This is a genomic window from Ferrovibrio xuzhouensis, from assembly GCF_042648965.1.
Lineage (GTDB): Bacteria > Pseudomonadota > Alphaproteobacteria > Ferrovibrionales > Ferrovibrionaceae > Ferrovibrio > Ferrovibrio xuzhouensis.
In genome coordinates, this window is the sequence record NZ_JBHRYJ010000006.1 from 26966 (window position 1) to 43433 (window position 16468).

The 16468-nt window shown below is 66.0% G+C and carries 21 protein-coding genes; 11 read left to right on the top strand and 10 right to left on the bottom strand.

Going from position 1 to position 16468, the window contains the following annotated elements; genetic code table 11:
* Positions 1-12 precede the first annotated feature (12 nt).
* From ACFOOQ_RS20150 to ACFOOQ_RS20185, 8 genes are all read left to right on the top strand, one after another.
* A complete protein-coding gene (locus ACFOOQ_RS20150; protein WP_379729489.1) occupies positions 13-930 on the top strand; it encodes a hypothetical protein in 918 nt (305 codons plus the stop codon).
* A gap of 94 nt (positions 931-1024) precedes the next feature.
* The gene (locus ACFOOQ_RS20155) at positions 1025-1957 is read left to right on the top strand and encodes a ribose-phosphate pyrophosphokinase (protein WP_379729490.1); all 933 of its coding nucleotides are present in this window, start codon (positions 1025-1027) and stop codon (positions 1955-1957) included.
* A gap of 95 nt (positions 1958-2052) precedes the next feature.
* Entirely contained in the window at positions 2053-2748 is a 696-nt protein-coding gene (locus ACFOOQ_RS20160) for a 50S ribosomal protein L25/general stress protein Ctc (protein ID WP_379729491.1), read from the top strand.
* A gap of 66 nt (positions 2749-2814) precedes the next feature.
* Positions 2815-3408, top strand: a complete 594-nt coding sequence (gene pth / locus ACFOOQ_RS20165; RefSeq protein WP_379729492.1) for an aminoacyl-tRNA hydrolase — start codon at positions 2815-2817, stop codon at positions 3406-3408.
* 1 nt (position 3409) lies between these two features.
* Positions 3410-4510, top strand: coding sequence for a redox-regulated ATPase YchF (ychF, locus tag ACFOOQ_RS20170; protein WP_379729493.1), 1101 nt, complete (start codon positions 3410-3412; stop codon positions 4508-4510).
* 8 nt (positions 4511-4518) lie between these two features.
* A complete protein-coding gene (locus ACFOOQ_RS20175) occupies positions 4519-4983 on the top strand; it encodes a MaoC family dehydratase (protein ID WP_379729494.1) in 465 nt (154 codons plus the stop codon).
* 13 nt (positions 4984-4996) lie between these two features.
* The gene (locus tag ACFOOQ_RS20180) at positions 4997-5455 is read left to right on the top strand and encodes a MaoC family dehydratase (protein ID WP_379729495.1); all 459 of its coding nucleotides are present in this window, start codon (positions 4997-4999) and stop codon (positions 5453-5455) included.
* A 7-nt stretch (positions 5456-5462) separates the two neighbouring features.
* On the top strand, positions 5463-6128 hold the full coding sequence (locus ACFOOQ_RS20185; RefSeq protein ID WP_379729496.1) for a dienelactone hydrolase family protein: 666 nt from the start codon (positions 5463-5465) through the stop codon (positions 6126-6128).
* A gap of 36 nt (positions 6129-6164) precedes the next feature.
* Here ACFOOQ_RS20185 and ACFOOQ_RS20190 read toward each other — a convergent pair whose 3' ends face one another.
* The 6 genes from ACFOOQ_RS20190 to petA form a co-directional block, all read right to left on the bottom strand.
* Positions 6165-7019, bottom strand: a complete 855-nt coding sequence (locus ACFOOQ_RS20190; protein ID WP_379729497.1) for a VOC family protein — start codon at positions 7017-7019, stop codon at positions 6165-6167.
* A 28-nt stretch (positions 7020-7047) separates the two neighbouring features.
* A complete protein-coding gene (locus tag ACFOOQ_RS20195; protein WP_379729498.1) occupies positions 7048-7578 on the bottom strand; it encodes an adenine phosphoribosyltransferase in 531 nt (176 codons plus the stop codon).
* A gap of 23 nt (positions 7579-7601) precedes the next feature.
* Positions 7602-8699, bottom strand: a complete 1098-nt coding sequence (locus ACFOOQ_RS20200) for an S-methyl-5'-thioadenosine phosphorylase (RefSeq protein ID WP_379729499.1) — start codon at positions 8697-8699, stop codon at positions 7602-7604.
* Positions 8700-8841: 142 nt separating this feature from the next.
* Entirely contained in the window at positions 8842-9600 is a 759-nt protein-coding gene (locus ACFOOQ_RS20205; RefSeq protein ID WP_449265826.1) for a cytochrome c1, read from the bottom strand.
* Between the two features lie 25 nt (positions 9601-9625).
* Positions 9626-10876 carry a cytochrome b gene (locus ACFOOQ_RS20210; RefSeq protein WP_379729502.1) on the bottom strand — a complete coding sequence of 417 codons (1251 nt, stop codon included), beginning with the start codon at positions 10874-10876 and terminating at the stop codon, positions 9626-9628.
* 12 nt (positions 10877-10888) lie between these two features.
* Positions 10889-11422 carry a ubiquinol-cytochrome c reductase iron-sulfur subunit gene (gene petA / locus ACFOOQ_RS20215; RefSeq protein WP_379729504.1) on the bottom strand — a complete coding sequence of 178 codons (534 nt, stop codon included), beginning with the start codon at positions 11420-11422 and terminating at the stop codon, positions 10889-10891.
* A 173-nt stretch (positions 11423-11595) separates the two neighbouring features.
* On the opposite strand from petA, the gene ACFOOQ_RS20220 reads away from it, so the two are divergent.
* The 3 genes from ACFOOQ_RS20220 to ACFOOQ_RS20230 all read left to right on the top strand — a co-directional run bounded on the left by ACFOOQ_RS20220 (position 11596) and on the right by ACFOOQ_RS20230 (position 13365).
* On the top strand, positions 11596-12075 hold the full coding sequence (locus tag ACFOOQ_RS20220) for a tRNA (cytidine(34)-2'-O)-methyltransferase (RefSeq protein WP_379729505.1): 480 nt from the start codon (positions 11596-11598) through the stop codon (positions 12073-12075).
* Entirely contained in the window at positions 12072-12938 is an 867-nt protein-coding gene (gene hemF, locus ACFOOQ_RS20225) for an oxygen-dependent coproporphyrinogen oxidase (RefSeq protein ID WP_379729507.1), read from the top strand. The genes ACFOOQ_RS20220 and hemF overlap by 4 nt, the downstream gene beginning before the upstream one ends.
* Before the next feature lie 271 nt (positions 12939-13209).
* Entirely contained in the window at positions 13210-13365 is a 156-nt protein-coding gene (locus ACFOOQ_RS20230; RefSeq protein WP_379729508.1) for a hypothetical protein, read from the top strand.
* Positions 13366-13594: 229 nt separating this feature from the next.
* Here the strand turns inward: ACFOOQ_RS20230 and ACFOOQ_RS20235 are convergent, their stop codons facing one another.
* The 4 genes from ACFOOQ_RS20235 to ACFOOQ_RS20250 are packed head-to-tail and all read right to left on the bottom strand — an operon-like array spanning position 13595 to position 16453.
* The gene (locus ACFOOQ_RS20235) at positions 13595-14926 is read right to left on the bottom strand and encodes a CCA tRNA nucleotidyltransferase (RefSeq protein ID WP_379729509.1); all 1332 of its coding nucleotides are present in this window, start codon (positions 14924-14926) and stop codon (positions 13595-13597) included.
* Entirely contained in the window at positions 14923-15174 is a 252-nt protein-coding gene (locus tag ACFOOQ_RS20240; RefSeq protein ID WP_379729510.1) for a DUF6111 family protein, read from the bottom strand. The genes ACFOOQ_RS20235 and ACFOOQ_RS20240 overlap by 4 nt, the downstream gene beginning before the upstream one ends.
* Positions 15171-15872, bottom strand: a complete 702-nt coding sequence (locus ACFOOQ_RS20245; RefSeq protein ID WP_379729511.1) for a CoA pyrophosphatase — start codon at positions 15870-15872, stop codon at positions 15171-15173. Before ACFOOQ_RS20245 ends, ACFOOQ_RS20240 begins: the two co-directional genes overlap by 4 nt.
* Positions 15869-16453 (bottom strand): DUF1285 domain-containing protein, encoded by a 585-nt coding sequence (locus tag ACFOOQ_RS20250; protein WP_379729512.1) that lies wholly within the window; start codon positions 16451-16453, stop codon positions 15869-15871. Before ACFOOQ_RS20250 ends, ACFOOQ_RS20245 begins: the two co-directional genes overlap by 4 nt.
* Between the last annotated feature and the right edge of the window lie 15 nt (positions 16454-16468).

Genomic DNA, 16468 nt, shown 5'->3' on the forward strand with positions numbered 1-16468 from the left:
TGATGGTGAGCTGTGTTCTCGGTTAAATTCCTGCCCGCCCTTGTCGTTGCCGCTCTCGGCCTTGCGGCCTGCCAGCCGCTGCCGCAGCCGTTCCGGCCGGAGGCCAAGGGCGCAAGCGTCAGCCCGCTGGCGCTGCCGATCGGCGAATCGAGCGTATTCGTGCCGCCGCTGGAAGGCCTGCCGGAAGACCAGGGCCGGCTGATGGCGGAGGCCATCGCCGCCGCACTGGACGACCAGGACATCCCGGCCACCGCGACCTATCGCAATGCGCTGTCGTCCGAGCTTGTCATCAGCCTGGATCGGAATCCGCCGGCCGGCGGCCCCAGCTGGCGCTGGCGACTCGACAAGGGCGGCAAGCAGGCCAAGGCGGGGGCGCCGCAGCCGCTGCGCCATGCCCTCGAAAAGGCCACCGCTTCCGCCGAACCCGCCGACCGCAAGCAGGTCGCCGAAGCCATCGCCGCGGTGATCGGCCCGGCCCTGCAGCCCGACCTGCCGGAATCGCTCTATGGCAGCGCCGGCAAGAAGCTGGCGGTGCTGGAGTGCGACGGGGCGCCGGGCGACGGCAACAAGAGCCTGCGCCAGGCGATGCGGGAAATGCTGATCCTGTCGAACCGGCCGCCGGTGGCCGACCCGGCCAGGGCGGATTACCTGATCTCCTGCACCGTCAAGGTCTGGTCGGATACCGCCGATTCCGAGCGGGTCGCCATCGAATGGGCCCTGCTGGGGACCGATGGCAACCGGCTCGGCCAGGTCCGCCAGACCAACCGCATCCCCAAGGGCCAGCTCGACGGAATCTGGGGCCGCACCGCCCATGTCATCGCCCAGGGCGGCTGGCAGGGAATCACCGAGATTCTCGACCGCCAGCGCCGTACCGACAGCCCCTCGCCCGGGCTGACCGCGCCGCCGTCCGCCAAACCGCCAAAGTCCTGATATTTCTTGATTTTTCACGGTTTACAGGTGGGGCCCCGGCGGCTATAGTCCCGCCCGATTTCTCCCCCCGGTCCGGCATCCACAGAGCGCAGTTATGAAAGTTTTGGCGGGTAACTCCAACCGTCCGCTGGCGGAAGCCATTGCGGCGTATCTGTCCGTTCCGCTCGCCAAGGCCAGCGTGCGCCGGTTCTCCGACATGGAAGTCTTTGTCGAGATCCACGAGAACGTGCGCGGCGAGGACGTCTTCGTCATCCAGTCGACCTCGTATCCGGCCAACGATCACCTGATGGAGCTGCTGGTCTGCATCGATGCGCTGAAGCGCTCGTCGGCGCGCCGCATCACCGCCGTGCTGCCCTATTTCGGCTATGCCCGCCAGGACCGCAAGCCGGGCCCGCGCACGCCGATCTCGGCCAAGCTGGTCGCCAACCTGATCACCGCTGCCGGCGCCAACCGCGTGCTGACGCTGGACCTGCATGCCGACCAGATCCAGGGCTTCTTCGATATCCCGACCGACAACCTGATGGCCGCTCCGGTGCTGACCGCAGATATCAAGCAGCATCTGCAGGGCGACGACCTGATGGTGGTGTCGCCCGACGGCGGCGGCGTGGTGCGTGCCCGCAACATCGCCAAGCGGCTCGATGCCGACCTTGCCATCGTCGACAAGCGGCGCGAGCGCGCCGGCGTGTCCGAGGTGATGAACATCATCGGCGACGTCGAAGGCCGCCGCTGTATCCTGGTCGACGATATCGTCGATTCCGCCGGCACGCTGTGCAACGCCGCCGAGGCGCTGAAGAAGCATGGCGCCAAGGCGGTCTATGCCTATGTCAGCCACGGCGTGCTGTCGGGCGGCGCGGTGGCCCGCGTCACCGCCAGCCAGCTCGAAGGCCTGGTCATCACCGACTCGATCCTGGCGACCGAAGCGGTCCGCCTGGCGCGCAATATCCGCCAGGTGTCGATCGCGCCGCTGATCGGCGAGGCGATGCGACGGATCAGCGAGGAGACTTCGGTCTCCAGCCTGTTCGATTAACAGTTTCAGAGTTTCGGCGTGCGGCACCCCTGGAGGCCGGCGCCGGAAACGGACCCGGCATGGTGCCGGGGCCGTATCTAGCAAGGAGCGCAATCATGCGTGACGCAACTACCATCGCCGCCGAGGCGAGGTCGAGGGCCGGCAAGGGGACCGCCCGTGCAACGCGACTGAAGGGTCGCGTGCCGGGGGTCATCTATGGCGAAAAGCAGACCCCGGAACTGATTTCAGTCGACAGCCGCGAACTGCTGAAGGAGCTCAACAAGGGCAACTTCTTCTCGCGCCTGTTCACCGTTGAGTTCAGCGGCAAGGCCGAGCGTGTGCTGGCCCGCGACGTGCAGCTCGACCCGGTCTCCGACCGGCCGATCCACGTCGACTTCCAGCGCATCGGCAAGGGCTCGCGGGTCCGCATCTTCATTCCGGTGCACTTCACCGAGCAGGACCAGTCGCCGGGCATCAAGAAGGGCGGCGTGCTGAACATCGTCCGCCACGAGGTCGAGTTCTTCTGCCAGCCGGAGAGCATCCCGGAGAGCATCTCGATCAGCCTGTCGGGCATGGAGATCGGTCACTCGATCCACATCTCGGCTTTCGAGCTGCCGGGCGGCGTCAAGCCGGTGATCCAGGATCGCGACTTCACCGTTGCGACCATCGCCGCGCCGACCAAGGAAGACGAGAAGCTGGTCGCCGCCGAGGCGGCTGCCGCTGCGCCTGCCGCTGCTGCCGCTGCGGCGCCGGCCGCCGGGGCCAAGGCTGCCGACGCCAAGCCGGCTGCCAAACCGGCCGCCAAGAAGTAACGGTCCGGGCCGGCGCGCCACTGGTGCGCCGGCCCTCCCCGCCCTCCTGCGGATTGCTGAACGGCCATGCTGCTTCTCGTCGGACTGGGCAATCCTGGCCCCGAGCACAGGCGGCAGCGCCACAATGTCGGCTTCATGGCCGTCGATGCCATCGCCGAACGCCACAATTTCCAGCCGTTTCGCAAGCGCTTTCAGGGTGAGCTTGCCGAAGGCGTACTCGACGGCACCAAGGCCCTGATCCTGAAGCCGCAGACCTACATGAACCTGTCGGGCAAGTCGGTCGGCGAAGCGGCGCATTTCTTCAAGATCCCGCCGCAGCAGGTCGTCGTGCTGCATGACGAACTCGACCTTGCCGCCGGCAAGATCCGCATGAAGACCGGCGGCGGCCATGCCGGCCATAACGGCCTGCGCTCGGTGGATGCCGCGATCGGCCCGGCCTATCGCCGGCTGCGCATCGGCATCGGCCATCCGGGCAAGGACCGCGTGCTGGGCTATGTGTTGCAGAATTTTGCGGCCGACGAGCATGACTGGCTCGATCCGCTGCTCGACGCCATCGCGGCCGAGGCCGGCTATCTGGCCCGCGGCGACGATGCCGGCTTCATGACCAGGGTGGCGCTGATCCTGCAGCCGCCGAAACCGATCAAACCGAAGGAAGCGTAACATGGGTTTCAAGTGCGGCATCGTCGGCCTTCCCAATGTCGGCAAGTCGACCCTGTTCAATGCGCTGACGCAGACGGCGGCAGCGCAGGCGGCGAATTATCCGTTCTGCACCATCGAGCCGAACACCGGCCTGGTCGGCGTGCCGGATGAGCGCCTCGACGTGCTGGCCAAGATCGCCGGCTCGCAGAAGATCATCCCGACCCAGCTGACCTTCGTCGACATCGCCGGCCTGGTGCGCGGCGCCTCGAAAGGCGAAGGCCTCGGCAACCAGTTCCTCGCCCATATCCGCGAGGTCGATGCGATCTGCCATGTGCTGCGCTGTTTCGAGGATGGCGACATTACCCACGTCGAGGGCAAGGTCGATCCGATCGCCGATGCCGAGACGGTCGAGACCGAGCTGATGCTGTCCGACCTCGACAGCCTCGAACGCCGCGCCGAGCAGACCGCCAAGCGCGCCAAGCAGGGTAACGAGGAAGAAAAGGCCCGCCTCGCCGTGATGGAAAAGGTGCTGGTGGCTTTGCGCGCCGGCAAGCCGGCCCGCACGGTGAAGCCGACCGAGGACGAGCAGCGACTGTACCAGGAGTTGATGCTGATCACCGCCAAGCCGGTGCTCTACGTCTGCAATGTCGAGGAAGCCGCGGCGGCCGAGGGCAATGCCTTCTCGGCGCGGGTGAAGGCCAAGGCCGATGCCGAGGGCGCCGCCATGGTGGTGATCTCGGCCGCCATCGAGGCCGAGGTCGCCCAGCTCGACAGCGACGAGGAGAAGCAGGCTTTCCTGGCCGATCTCGGCCTGAAGGAGACCGGCCTGACCCGGGTGATCCGCGCCGGCTATGGCCTGCTCGGCCTGCTCACCTTCTTCACCGTCGGCCCCAAGGAAGCGCGCGCCTGGACCGTGCGCAAGAACGCCAAGGCGCCTGAATCCGCCGGCGTCATCCATACCGATTTCGAGAAGGGCTTCATCCGCGCGGAGACCATCGCCTATGCCGACTATGTCGCCGGCAAGGGCGAGGCCGGTGCGCGCGATGCCGGCAAATTGCGTCTGGAAGGCAAGGACTACATCGTGCAGGATGGCGACGTCATGCACTTCCGCTTCAATACATAAGAGAAGAGATGAAATATCTGGAGGATATTGCTGTCGGGCAGGTAACCGAGTTTCCGCCGCGACAGGTCAGCGAGGAGGAGATCATCACCTTCGCCCGCGCCTACGATCCCCAGCCCTTCCATCTCGACAAGGAGGCCGCCAAGCAGTCGCTGTTCGGCGGCCTCTGTGCATCCGGCTGGCACACCATCGGCATGATGATGCGCCTGATGGTCGACCACATGATCGGCCAGTATGCCTCGATGGGCTCGCCCGGCGTCGACCAGCTGCGCTGGCTGAAGCCGGTCTTCCCCGGCGACACCCTGCACCTGCGCGGCGAGGTGCTGGCGGTGCGGCCCTCGCAGTCCAAGCCCGACCGTGGCGTGGTGACCACCCGCTACGAGCTGCGCAACCAGAAGGGCGAGCCGGTGCTGACCATGACCGGCAAGGGCATGTACCGCCGCCGCCCGCAGGACGCGGCGCAGGATCGGACGTAAGGGGGCGGCCGGCATGCAGTATTTCGAGGATATCGTGGTCGGGCAGTCGCGCGAGACCGCAGGAAAGACCTTCACGGAAGACGCGATCATCGCCTTCGCCCGCCAGTTCGATCCGCAGCCGTTCCACACCGACCCGGAAGCCGCGGAGAAAAGCAATTTCGGCGGCCTGATCGCCTCCGGCTGGCATACGGCATCGACCGTGATGCGACTGATGGTCGATGCCGCCATCGATCTTGAGGCCAGCCTCGGCTCGCCCGGTTTCGACGACCTGGTCTGGCTGCGCCCGGTGCGGCCGGGCGATACCATCCGCGCCCGCATGACCTGCCTGGACAAGACGCCGTCGAAAAGCCGGCCCGGCATCGGCTCGGCCCGTTTCCGCACCGAAGCCTTCAACCAGAACGACGAGCTGGTGATGTCGTTCACCAGCATCGGCATCATGCGTTTCCGCAATCCGCCACCAAGCCAGGGATGATTTGATCATGGGCAGCATCACTAACCTGACTGCCGCCGACGGCCATCGTTTCGAAGCCTATATCGCCGAGCCCAAGGGCGCGCCGAAGGGTGGCATCGTCGTGATCCAGGAGATCTTCGGCATCAACGGCCATATCCGCGCGGTCTGCGACGGCTATGCCGCCGACGGCTATTACTGCGTGGCGCCCGGCCTGTTCGACCGCGTCGAGCGCGGCGTCTATCTCGGCTATACCGGCGACGACGTCGCCCGCGGCCGCGACCTGCGCGGCAAGATGACGTGGGACGCGTGCATGCAGGATGTCGGTACCGCCGTGGCGGCCGCAAGCTCCGCCGGCCGGGTCGGTACCGTCGGCTACTGCTATGGCGGCGGCGTCACCTGGATGGCCGGCGCCACGATTGCCGGGCTGTCGGCTGCGGTCGGCTATTACGGCGGCCCCTGGGCGGAACTGGCCGACCGCGCGCCGCTCTGCCCGTCGCTGCTGCATTTCGGCGCCAGGGATTCGATGATCCCGGCCAGTCTGGCCGACCAGATGAAGGCCAAGCACCCGACCATCACCACCCATGTCTACGACGCCGATCACGGCTTCAACTGCGACCAGCGCGGCGTCTATGACGCCACCGCGGCGACCATTGCACGGCGCCGCACCCTCGGCTTCTTCGAGGCCTGCCTGTAAGGATGCAGACGGCAAAGATGCAGGCGGCGGCCGGGCTCAGGCCCGGCTGGTGAATTCCAGGAAACAGCCATGCGCGGCCGCGGCCGGCACCAGCACGGTGCCGTCGAGGCTGAGGACATGGTCGGCGCCCGAGGCGGCGAAGAACGCCGCGGCGGCGGCCGGATTGTGCACGCGGAACCGCATGCCGGCGACATAGGGCGTCGGCTTTTCGGCATGGTCGAGGTCGGGAAACAGGGTATCGAGATCGTCGGGCGTGACGAACAGGATGGTCTCGTTGCCGGCCCGCACGGTCAGCATGCGGTCGGTGCGGATGGCATTGCCGGCGCCCAGCAGGCGCTCGTAAGGCTGCTCCAGCGCCACCGGATCGTCGACCACCACCACCACGCCGGCCAGCCGCTCGGCGCCGTTCGGGTGCAGCAGCCAGTCCGGGCGGCGCACCAGTTCCGGCGTCAGATGCTGGCAGATGAACATCGACAGCTGCGGCGTTGCTTCCGGCGGCAGATGCACCAGGGTGAAGGCCGGCATCACCGTGCCCTCCGGCAGTTCCAGCGCGCGCGACAGGCTCTGCGGCTCCGACGGCGCGAAACCGGCCGCCACCAGCGAGGCGCGCGCCTGCACGGCGTCGTCGGTGCCGAGCACCACCTTGTGCACGCCCTCGCCGCGCGTCGCCAGCATCTCTTCCAGCCCGGCGGTGAAGCCACCCGGTTCGGCGATGCCGAGCAGCTCGACGTAATTCCGCGGGAACATGATGCAGTAGTTGCCGGTCGCCCAGCCGACATGGCGGCCGCGCGGCGTCAGCGTGAAACCGAGCTTGCGCCAGGTCTCGCGGGCGGCCTCGAGATCGGCCGTCGCCAGCAGCGTGTGATCCAGTCCGGTCAGATGATGCGCCATGGCAACCGCCCGCTCAGCCCCCCTCGGCTCAGTGGCCCTCGAACTCGCAGAGGCTGAGCACCTTGACGTCGAGCGCCTCAAGACGCTTGCGGCCGCCGAGTTCCGGCAGGTCGATGATGAACGAACAGCCGACCACCACGCCCTTGTGGGCGCGGATCAGCTTGATCGCCGCTTCGGCGGTGCCGCCGGTGGCGATCAGGTCGTCGACGATCAGCACCTGCTCGCCCGGCTGGATCGCGTCGATATGGATCTCCATCGAGTCCGTGCCGTATTCGAGCTGGTATTCCTGGGCCAGCGTCTTGTAGGGCAGCTTGCCGCGCTTGCGGACCGGCACGAAGCCGATCGACAGCTGGTGCGCCAGCGCGCCGCCAAGAATGAAGCCGCGCGCCTCGATGCCCACCACCTTGTCGATGCGGGTGCCGGCAAACGGCTGCACCATCTCGTCGACGGTCTTGCGGAAGCCGCGGGCGTCCTGCAGCAAGGTGGTGATGTCGCGGAAAATGATGCCCGGCTTCGGATAATCCGGGATGGACCGGATCTTGTCCTTGATCCCCTGCATGGCTGTCAGCAATCCTTCCTGTATCAGGCCCTGAGAATGCGGCCGGCGACCGCATCGAGCTTGCGCATGAGCGCGGGATCGCGCCGTTCCGGCGCGGTGATCAGTGCATTGTCGAGCGCGTGGTTGCAGCCCTTCTGGCAATGGCCCGGCCGGTGCTGCAGATGCGGCACGGCTTTGGCAACCAGGGCCTGGCCCTTTTCGGCATTTTCCAGCAGCACACGGATCACGGCCGCCACGTCGACATGGTCGTGGTCCGGGTGCCAGCAGTCATAGTCGGTGACCATGGCGACCGAGGCATAGCAGAGCTCGGCCTCGCGGGCGAGCTTGGCTTCCGGCGCATTGGTCATGCCGATGACGTCGCAGCCCCAGCTCTTGTAGAGGAAGCTTTCCGCCTGGGTCGAGAACTGCGGGCCTTCCATGCACAGATACGTGCCGCCACGCTGCGCGGTGATGCCGGCCTCGGAAGCCGCCGCCTCAAGCGCATCGCCGAGCCGGCAGCAGACCGGATGCGCCGCCGAGACATGGGCCACCAGTCCGGTGCCGAAGAAGCTTTTCTGCCGCATGAAGGTGCGGTCGATGAACTGGTCGACGATCACGAAGGTACCCGGCGCCAGCGCTTCCTTGAACGAGCCGCAGGCCGAGACCGAGATCACGTCGCTGCAGCCGACCCGCTTCAGCGCGTCGATGTTGGCGCGGTAATTCACTTCCGACGGCGAATGCACATGGCCGCGGCCATGGCGCGGCAGGAAAACCAGTTCGGCCGCGCCGAGCGTGCCGAACAGCAGTTCGTCGGACGGATCGCCCCACGGCGTGGCAACCTTGCGCCATTTGGTGTTCTTCAGCCCGGCCATGCCGTAGATGCCGCTGCCGCCCAGCACGCCGATGCGCACCGGATCGCCCGGCTTTGCCACATGCGGCTTCGCGATGCCGGCGGCCGGCTTCGCGGCGCCGCGCACCGAACGGGCGGCGGCGCGTGCGATGCCGGCAGCGGCCGCGCTGGCGCCTTCGGCCCGGCGGCGCGGCTTCGCCTTCGCGACCTTGGCCTTCGTCCTGGATTTTGCCGCCGGTTTTGCGACCGGCGTCTTCGCCTTGCGGGCTGTCTTCTTTGCCTTCGACGCCATCGCTGCTGCTCCGCTGTGGTTCGAAACCGGGACTCTGGACCGGCCGGAAAATGCCGCGCGACTTAAGCAAACCGCCTGTCGGGGCGCAACAAAAAAGGCCGCCGGAACGGCGGCCTTTTCCGGTTCGGTGAACGGGCGACGGTCAGTGCACGTCGCGCCAGATGCGCTTCTTGGCGGCAATGAACAGGCCGGTCAGCACCACCAGGAAGATGATGACCTTGAAGCCCATGCGATGGCGCTCCTCAAGCTTCGGCTCCGCCGTCCACATCAGGAAGGCGGCGACGTCGGTGGCCTGCTGGTCCAGCGTCGACTTGGTGCCGTCATCGAAGGTCACCTGATCGTCGCTCAGCGGCTTCGGCATCGAGATGTTGTAGCCGGGGAAATACTTGTTGTAGCTCTTGCCCTCGGCGACCGTGAAATCCGCCGGCGCGTCGACATAGCCGGTCAGGATCGCATGGATGTAGTTCGGACCGCCCTCGCGGGCCTTGGCCAGCAGCGACAGGTCCGGCGGATAGGCGCCGCCGTTGGCAGCCCGGGCCGCCTTCTCGTTGGCGAACGGCGCCGGGAAGATATCCGACGGCAGCCCCGGACGCTGGAACATCTCGCCATCGTCGTTCGGGCCGTCGGTGATCTGGTAGCCGGCGGCCAGCGCCTTCACCTGGGCTTCGTTGTAGCCAATGTCGCCAAGGTTGCGGAAGGCGATGTACTTCATGCTGTGACAGGAGGAACAGACCTCCTTGTACACCTTGTAGCCGCGCTGCAGCTGCGCCCGGTCGTAGGTGCCGAACACGCCGTTGAAGCTCCAGTCGAGCTTGGGCAGCTCGACCTCGCCTTCCGCGGCGAATGCCGGGGCCACGACGCCAAGGGCCAGGGCGGCGACGAGGGCCGCACGCTTGATCATGGTTTTCATTCTCTGGTCCCCCGCCTTACGACTTGTTTCCGGCCAGCACGGGTTCGCTGATCGATGCCGGCAGCTTGAGCGGCTTTTCGAACCAGCCGACCAGCGGCATCAGGATGAGGAAATGCACGAAGTAATAGACCGTGCAGATGCGGCCGATCATCAGTGCCAGACCTTCCGGCGGACGGCCACCGGCATACCACAGGCCGACGCAGCAGAGCAGGAAGACCCAGAACAGCTGCTTGTAGATCGGCCGGAACTTGGCCGAGCGTACCTTGCTGGTATCCAGCCAGGGCAGCAGGAACAGGATCAGGATCGACCCGAACATGGCCAGCACGCCGGCCAGCTTGGCCGGGATGAACAGGATGTCCGGCACCGAACGCAGGATCGCGTAGAACGGCAGGAAGTACCATTCCGGCACGATATGCGGCGGAGTCACCAGCGGATTGGCCGGAATGTAGTTGTCGGCATGGCCCAGCGCGTTCGGCAGGTAGAACAGGATCACCGCGAAGAACAGCAGGAAAAAGCCGACGCCTACCGCATCCTTGATCGTGTAGTAGGGATGGAACGGGATGCGGTCCTGCGGGCCCTTGGTGTCGATGCCCTTCGGATTGTTCGAGCCATGCTGGTGCAGGGCCAGGATGTGCAGGATCACCACGCCGACGATGACGAACGGCAGCAGGTAATGCAGCGAGAAGAACCGGTTCAGCGTCGGGTTGCCGATGGCGAAACCGCCCCACAGCCACTTCACGATCGGCTCACCAACACCCGGGAAAGCCGAGAACAGGTTGGTGATGACGGTGGCGCCCCAGAAACTCATCTGGCCCCACGGCAGCACGTAACCCATGAAGGCGGTCGCCATCATCAGCAGGAAGATAGCCAGGCCAAGGAACCACAGCAGCTCGCGCGGCGCCTTGTAGGAGCCGTAGTAGAGGCCACGGAAGATGTGGATGTAGACGGCGATGAAGAACATCGATGCGCCGTTGGCGTGCATGTAGCGCAGCAGCCAGCCGTAGTTCACATCGCGCATGATGTGCTCGACGGAGTCGAAGGCCATCGAGATATGCGGCGTGTAGTGCATCACCAGCACGATGCCGGTGACGATCTGGATCACCAGGCAGAGGCCGGCCAGCGAGCCGAAGTTCCACCAGTAATTCAGGTTTTTCGGGGTCGGATACTGCGAACCGACCATATGGTCGAGGGTGGAGAACACCGGCAGGCGGTATTCGATCCACTTGACGACCGAGTTGTTCATGAAACCGGAAGTATTGTCAGCCATCGGTTCGTATCCTCAGCCGATGCGAATGCGGGTATCGTTGACGAAGGTATACGGCGGAATCTCGAGATTCTTCGGCGCCGGACCTTTGCGGATGCGTCCCGAGGTATCGTAGACCGAACCGTGGCACGGGCAGAACCAGCCGCCATATTCACCCTGATGGCCGAGCGGCACGCAGCCCAGATGGGTGCAGATGCCGATGGTGACCAGCCACTCCGCCTTCTGGACGCGGTCGGCATCCTTCTGCGGGTCGCGCAGGTCAGCCGTATCGTCCTTGCGGGCTTCGGCGATTTCCGCCGCGGTGCGATGGTCGACGAAAACCGGCTTGCCGCGCCACAGGATGGTGACGATCTGGCCTTCGGCGATCTGGCTGAGATCCACCTCGGTGCTCGACAGCGCCAAAACATCCGCCGACGGATTCATCTGATCGATAAACGGCCATACCGCGGCCGCCGCGCCTACTGCGCCGAACGCGCCCGCCGCGATGACAATAAAGTCGCGACGGTTCGGTTCGGCCGTGCCGGCCTTGTGGGTCGCTGTCCCTGCCATAGCCCCCTCGAAGAATAAGGTCCTGGAAACGAGAGGGATATTTCTCACTATATGTTGACGAAGTCCAGCATTTCGGTCGCGGCATGCGACAGGTTGCCGCAGGCCTCTTGTCGTTGGAATCGTCTCGGGAAACCGCGAAAAATGCAACATCCTTCTCTGGCTCCTGGTTCCCCATGCGTCTTGCCCTCTTCGAACCCGACATCCCCCCGAACCTGGGCACGATTCTGCGCCTCGGCGCCTGCCTGGAAACCCCGGTCCATGTGATCGAGCCCTGCGGCTTCCCGTTTTCCGTCCAGGTCGTCCGCCGCAGCGCGATGGATTACCTGGAGCATGCCGAAATCCACCGCCATGACAGCTGGCAGCAGTTCCAGGCCGAGCGACCGGCCGGCCGGCTGCTGCTGCTGACCACCCGCAGTTCCGTTCCCTATACAGAGTTCCGCTTTGCCGCCGGCGACATCCTGCTGCTCGGCCGCGAGAGCGCCGGCGTGCCGGCTCATGTGCATGACGCCGCCGACGCGCGGCTTGCCGTTCCACTGAAGCCCGGCCTGCGCTCTATCAATGTCGCGACGGCGGCCGCCATGGTATTGGGCGAGGCCCTGCGCCAGTTGCAGGCCTTTCCCCGCCCCGCGGAACAAGGACCGCCGAGACCATGACCGATACGCCCCTCGCCGCCAATCTTGCTGAACGCCAGCAGCGCGCGAAAACCTGGTTCGAAGCGTTGCGCGACCGGATCTGCACCGCCTTCGAGGCGCTCGAGGATGCGCAGACCGGCCCGCTCGCCGACCGGCCCGCCGGCCGCTTCGAACGCAAGAGCTGGGAGCGGCCCGGCGGCGGCGGCGGCGTGATGAGCGTGATGCATGGCCGGGTGTTCGAGAAAGTCGGCGTCAATGTTTCCACCGTGCATGGCGAATTCACCCCGGAGTTCCGCAAGCAGATTCCCGGTGCCGACGCGGATGGCCGCTTCTGGGCCTCGGGCATCTCGCTGGTCGCCCACATGCAGTCGCCGAAGGTGCCTGCGGTGCACATGAACACCCGCTTCATCGTCACCCGCGAAGCGTGGTTCGGCGGCGGCGCCGACCTGACACCGATGGTTCCCGATGCGGCGGATACCGCGACCTTCCATGCGGCGCTGCAGGCGGCCTGTGACGGTTTCGATGCCGCCTACTACCCGCGCTTCAAGGCGTGGTGCGACGACTACTTCTTCCTGCCGCACCGGAACGAGCCCCGCGGCGTCGGTGGAATCTTCTTCGACCGTCATGCGACGGGCGACTGGGAAACCGATTTTGCTTTCACCCGGGCGGTCGGCGAATCGTTCCTCGCGACCTACCCGAAAATCGTCCGCCGACACCAAAATGATTCGTGGAGCGAGGCCGAAAGGGAGCATCAACTGGTCCGTCGCGGCCGCTATGTGGAGTTCAATCTGCTCTACGATCGCGGCACGACTTTCGGTCTGAAGACCGGCGGCAACACCGATGCGATCCTCATGTCGCTGCCGCCGAGCGTGAAATGGCCATAGCCGGAATCACCAGTATTCATGCGGCTTCGCGCACGCTGATGATTTTCTCAAGCATCGCATAGTCACGGCGCACGTTTTACTTGAGCGATGCTTTTTCGTTCGAGCAAATCCCCATTCAGTGGGGCAAAGCGGACACGCTTTTAACAATTTTTTAAGCGCACGCAAGATTTAGTGGTTAATACTGCAGCGTTGTGCTACAGATACGCTTGTTCGAGAAACATTTCTCGAAACTTCGTTGCGGTGTGAACCGCATTTATCCATGGAGGAGAACATGGCTGCTGCGAAGAAAAAGGCTGCTAAGAAGAAGGCCGCCAAGAAGACCGTGAAGAAGGCCGTCAAGAAGGTCGCCAAGAAGGCTGTGAAGGCCAAGAAGGCACCGAAGGCCAAGAAGAAGGCTGCCAAGAAGAAGGCCGCCAAGAAGAAGTAAGTAAGCGTTCGGCCTCGAGCTCCACATCGACGACCGGGTTTACGGCGCCGACGTGGAGCTCGAGTTCTTTCTGAGGGTCGGTTGAAGTATCCACGGCGAATACTTGAGCGTGGAGCACTGAACAGGACCGGCTCAGGACCAGCAACAGATTGCGGTCCCATCCCGCCCCATCGGCGGAACATCGAAAAATCCCCATAAATTTCAGATAATTAAACAGGCCTCAGCGCTTTCAGCGCGTGCTGTCGGCGCCGTCATCGGCTTCTGCCGCATCCTGCATCTGCAGGCGCTGCAGACAGGTTTCGCGGTCGGCGCGAAAGCCGTCCGCGGCCCACCAGGCTTCCAGTTCCTTCAGCACGCCGCTGATCGTCGGGCTCGGCGGAAAGCCGAGCGCCAGCAGATCGGCGCCGCGCACCGGGAAGACCGGCCGCCGCCAAGCCGTCGCCTCGGCCAGCCGCCGTTGCGCCAGCGCATAGCGAGCCGGATCATCCACGGCGGCGAGCAGCACATGATCGCGGCAGCGCTCGGCGCCGTGGCGATAGAGCGCCTGCCGGAAAGCCTCGTCATCGGCAACTGCGGCCCAGTCGAGCGGCAGCGGCGTCAGCAGTCCGTCGAGCCGCAGCCGCTGGGCGTTCGACAGCTTCAGCCGGTCGGCGACCGCATCGGCGCGGCCGGCTTCGGCCGGACTGAACAGCAGAGCAAGCCGCGGCCAGACCTCGGGCTCGATGCCGCCGGCTGCGGCCACCTGTTGCTGCAGTGCGACAAGCCGCGCGACCGCCATCGCGTCGAAACGTGCATCGGGCAGCAGGGCAGCCAGCACACCGGCCTGGCTCATCAGCGCCAGGGCCTCGGCGGCATTCGGCAGCGCGAGTATCTTCAGCAGTTCGTCGCGCACCCGTTCACCCGACAGCCGGGCGAGTTGACCAGCGGCGGCGGCGGCGGCGCAGGCCATAAGCGACGCGGCATCAGGCGCGCCGCGACCAAACCGGGCGTGGAAGCGGAAGAACCGCAATACCCGCAGGTAATCCTCGGTGACGCGCGCCGCCGGATCGCCGATGAAGCGCACGATGCCGGCCGCCAGGTCGGCGCGGCCGTCGGTGAAATCATGCAGCCGGCCATCGGCATCGGCATACAGCGCGTTGATGGTGAAGTCGCGCCGGCGGGCATCGGCGGCCCAGCTTTCCGGCGTGCCGTCGGCGGCGAAGGCGACCTCGGCATGGCGGCCGTCGGTGGCGACGTCGCGGCGCAGCGTGGTGATCTGGAACAGCGCCGGCGGCACCACGGCGGTGACCGTGCCATGGGCGATGCCGGTCGGGACCGCCTTCAGCCCGGCCGCCCGCAGCCGGCGCACCACCACCTCCGGCGTCTCCGGCGTCGCTAGGTCGATATCGGCCGGCGCCAGGCCGAGAATCGCGTCGCGCACGCAGCCGCCGACGAAGCGCGGCGCCGTACCGCCGCCGGCGACCAGCGCCGCGAACAGCCGGCGGGTTTCCGCCGTCGCCATCCAGTCGGGCAGCGGCCCAGGGAGGCTCTCGGGCAGGCTATCGGGCAGCGTCGTATTCATTTGACCCGGCCCGGCATGATCTTGCCGTTCTCGAAGCGCGCCGGCACATACTGGCCCGGCGCCTCGCCGAAGATCAGCCCGCCGATGATCATGCCGGCGATCACCAGGGTCATGCCGATGGCCGCCAGCCAGAACCATGGCGTCACCCGCGGGCCGTCGCGCCCGTTGCGCTTCAGATGCCAGATGTACAGGCCATAGAGCAGGAACGGCAGCGCCAGCGGCATCAGCTCGACAAGGACGCGGCTCATCCCGTCGCCCCGGCATTCGTCACAGCATCGGGATCCGCATGCAGCAGGTCGTGCAGGTTGCGCAGCATGCCGGCGGTGGCGCCCCAGATGTAATAATTATTGTAGGGCATCGCCCACCACTGCCGTTCAATGCCGTTGAATACGCCCTTGTGCTGCTGGTGATTGCGGCTGTCCATCAGGAAGGCGAAGGGCACCTCGAAGACCTCGGCCACCTCGTGCTGCTGCAGGTTGAGCGAGAAACCCGGCCGAATCAGCCCGACCACCGGCACCACCACGAAGCCGGTGCCGGTGACGTAAGGATCGAGCGTGCCGAGCACCGAGATGTGATCGCGGTCGAGGCCGATCTCCTCTTCCGTCTCGCGCAGGGCCGTCGCCGCCACGTCGATATCCGCCTCGTCGACCCGGCCGCCGGGGAAGCTGATCTGCCCGGCATGATTGGACAGATGCGCCGTGCGCCGGGTCAGGATCACCCGCTCGCCGTCGCCGTAATGCACCACCGGCACCAGCACGGCAGCCGGCATCAGCGGCCCGCTACGGGTCGGCCGGAAATTCGGATTGAGCTGGAAATCGCCCATGCGCGCCGCCGTGTAGTCGCGTGGCACGCTGTCGAGCGCCGGCACCGGCTGCAGCCGGTGGCGCAGCGTCTCGATGGTCGCGATGCCGGTCGCGGCAGCGCCCATGACGGTGCGGGCAGTCATTCCGCATCTCCCAGCAGGAAGCGCCGGCCGCCGCTGCGCAGGCCCAGGCGGCGCCGGCCGTCTTCCTCGTAGCCCTCGGCCAGGTCGACCAGATCGTAGAACACCGCCCGGGCGATCAGCGCCTCGAGGCGGTCGCGCACCAGGATATAAGGCGACGGCGCGCCGGTTGCGGGGTCGATCTCGACCCGCAGCGGGTGGTCGGCATCCAGCGCCACCACATCGTCGACATTGGTGCGGAAGGCGATCAGCCGGTCGTCTCCCGTGCCGTCCACGGTCATCTCCACGGCGAGGAAAGGCGCGTCGTCGACCCGGATGCCGCATTTCTCCACCGGCGTCACCAGCACGTAACTGCCATCCGGTTCGCGCCGCAAAATGCCGGAAAACAGCTTGACCAGCGCCGGCCGGCGGATCGGCGAGCCCATGTAATGCCAGCTGCCATCCCGGGCGATGCGCATGTCGATTTCGCCGCAAAACGGCGGATTCCACAAATGGACCGGTGGCTTGCCGCGCGCCGCATCGGCGCCGCCGAAGCGGGCGATCACATTCTGGAGACTGGGTGCTCCTGTACCGGGTACCGTCATACGTGACATCTGGGC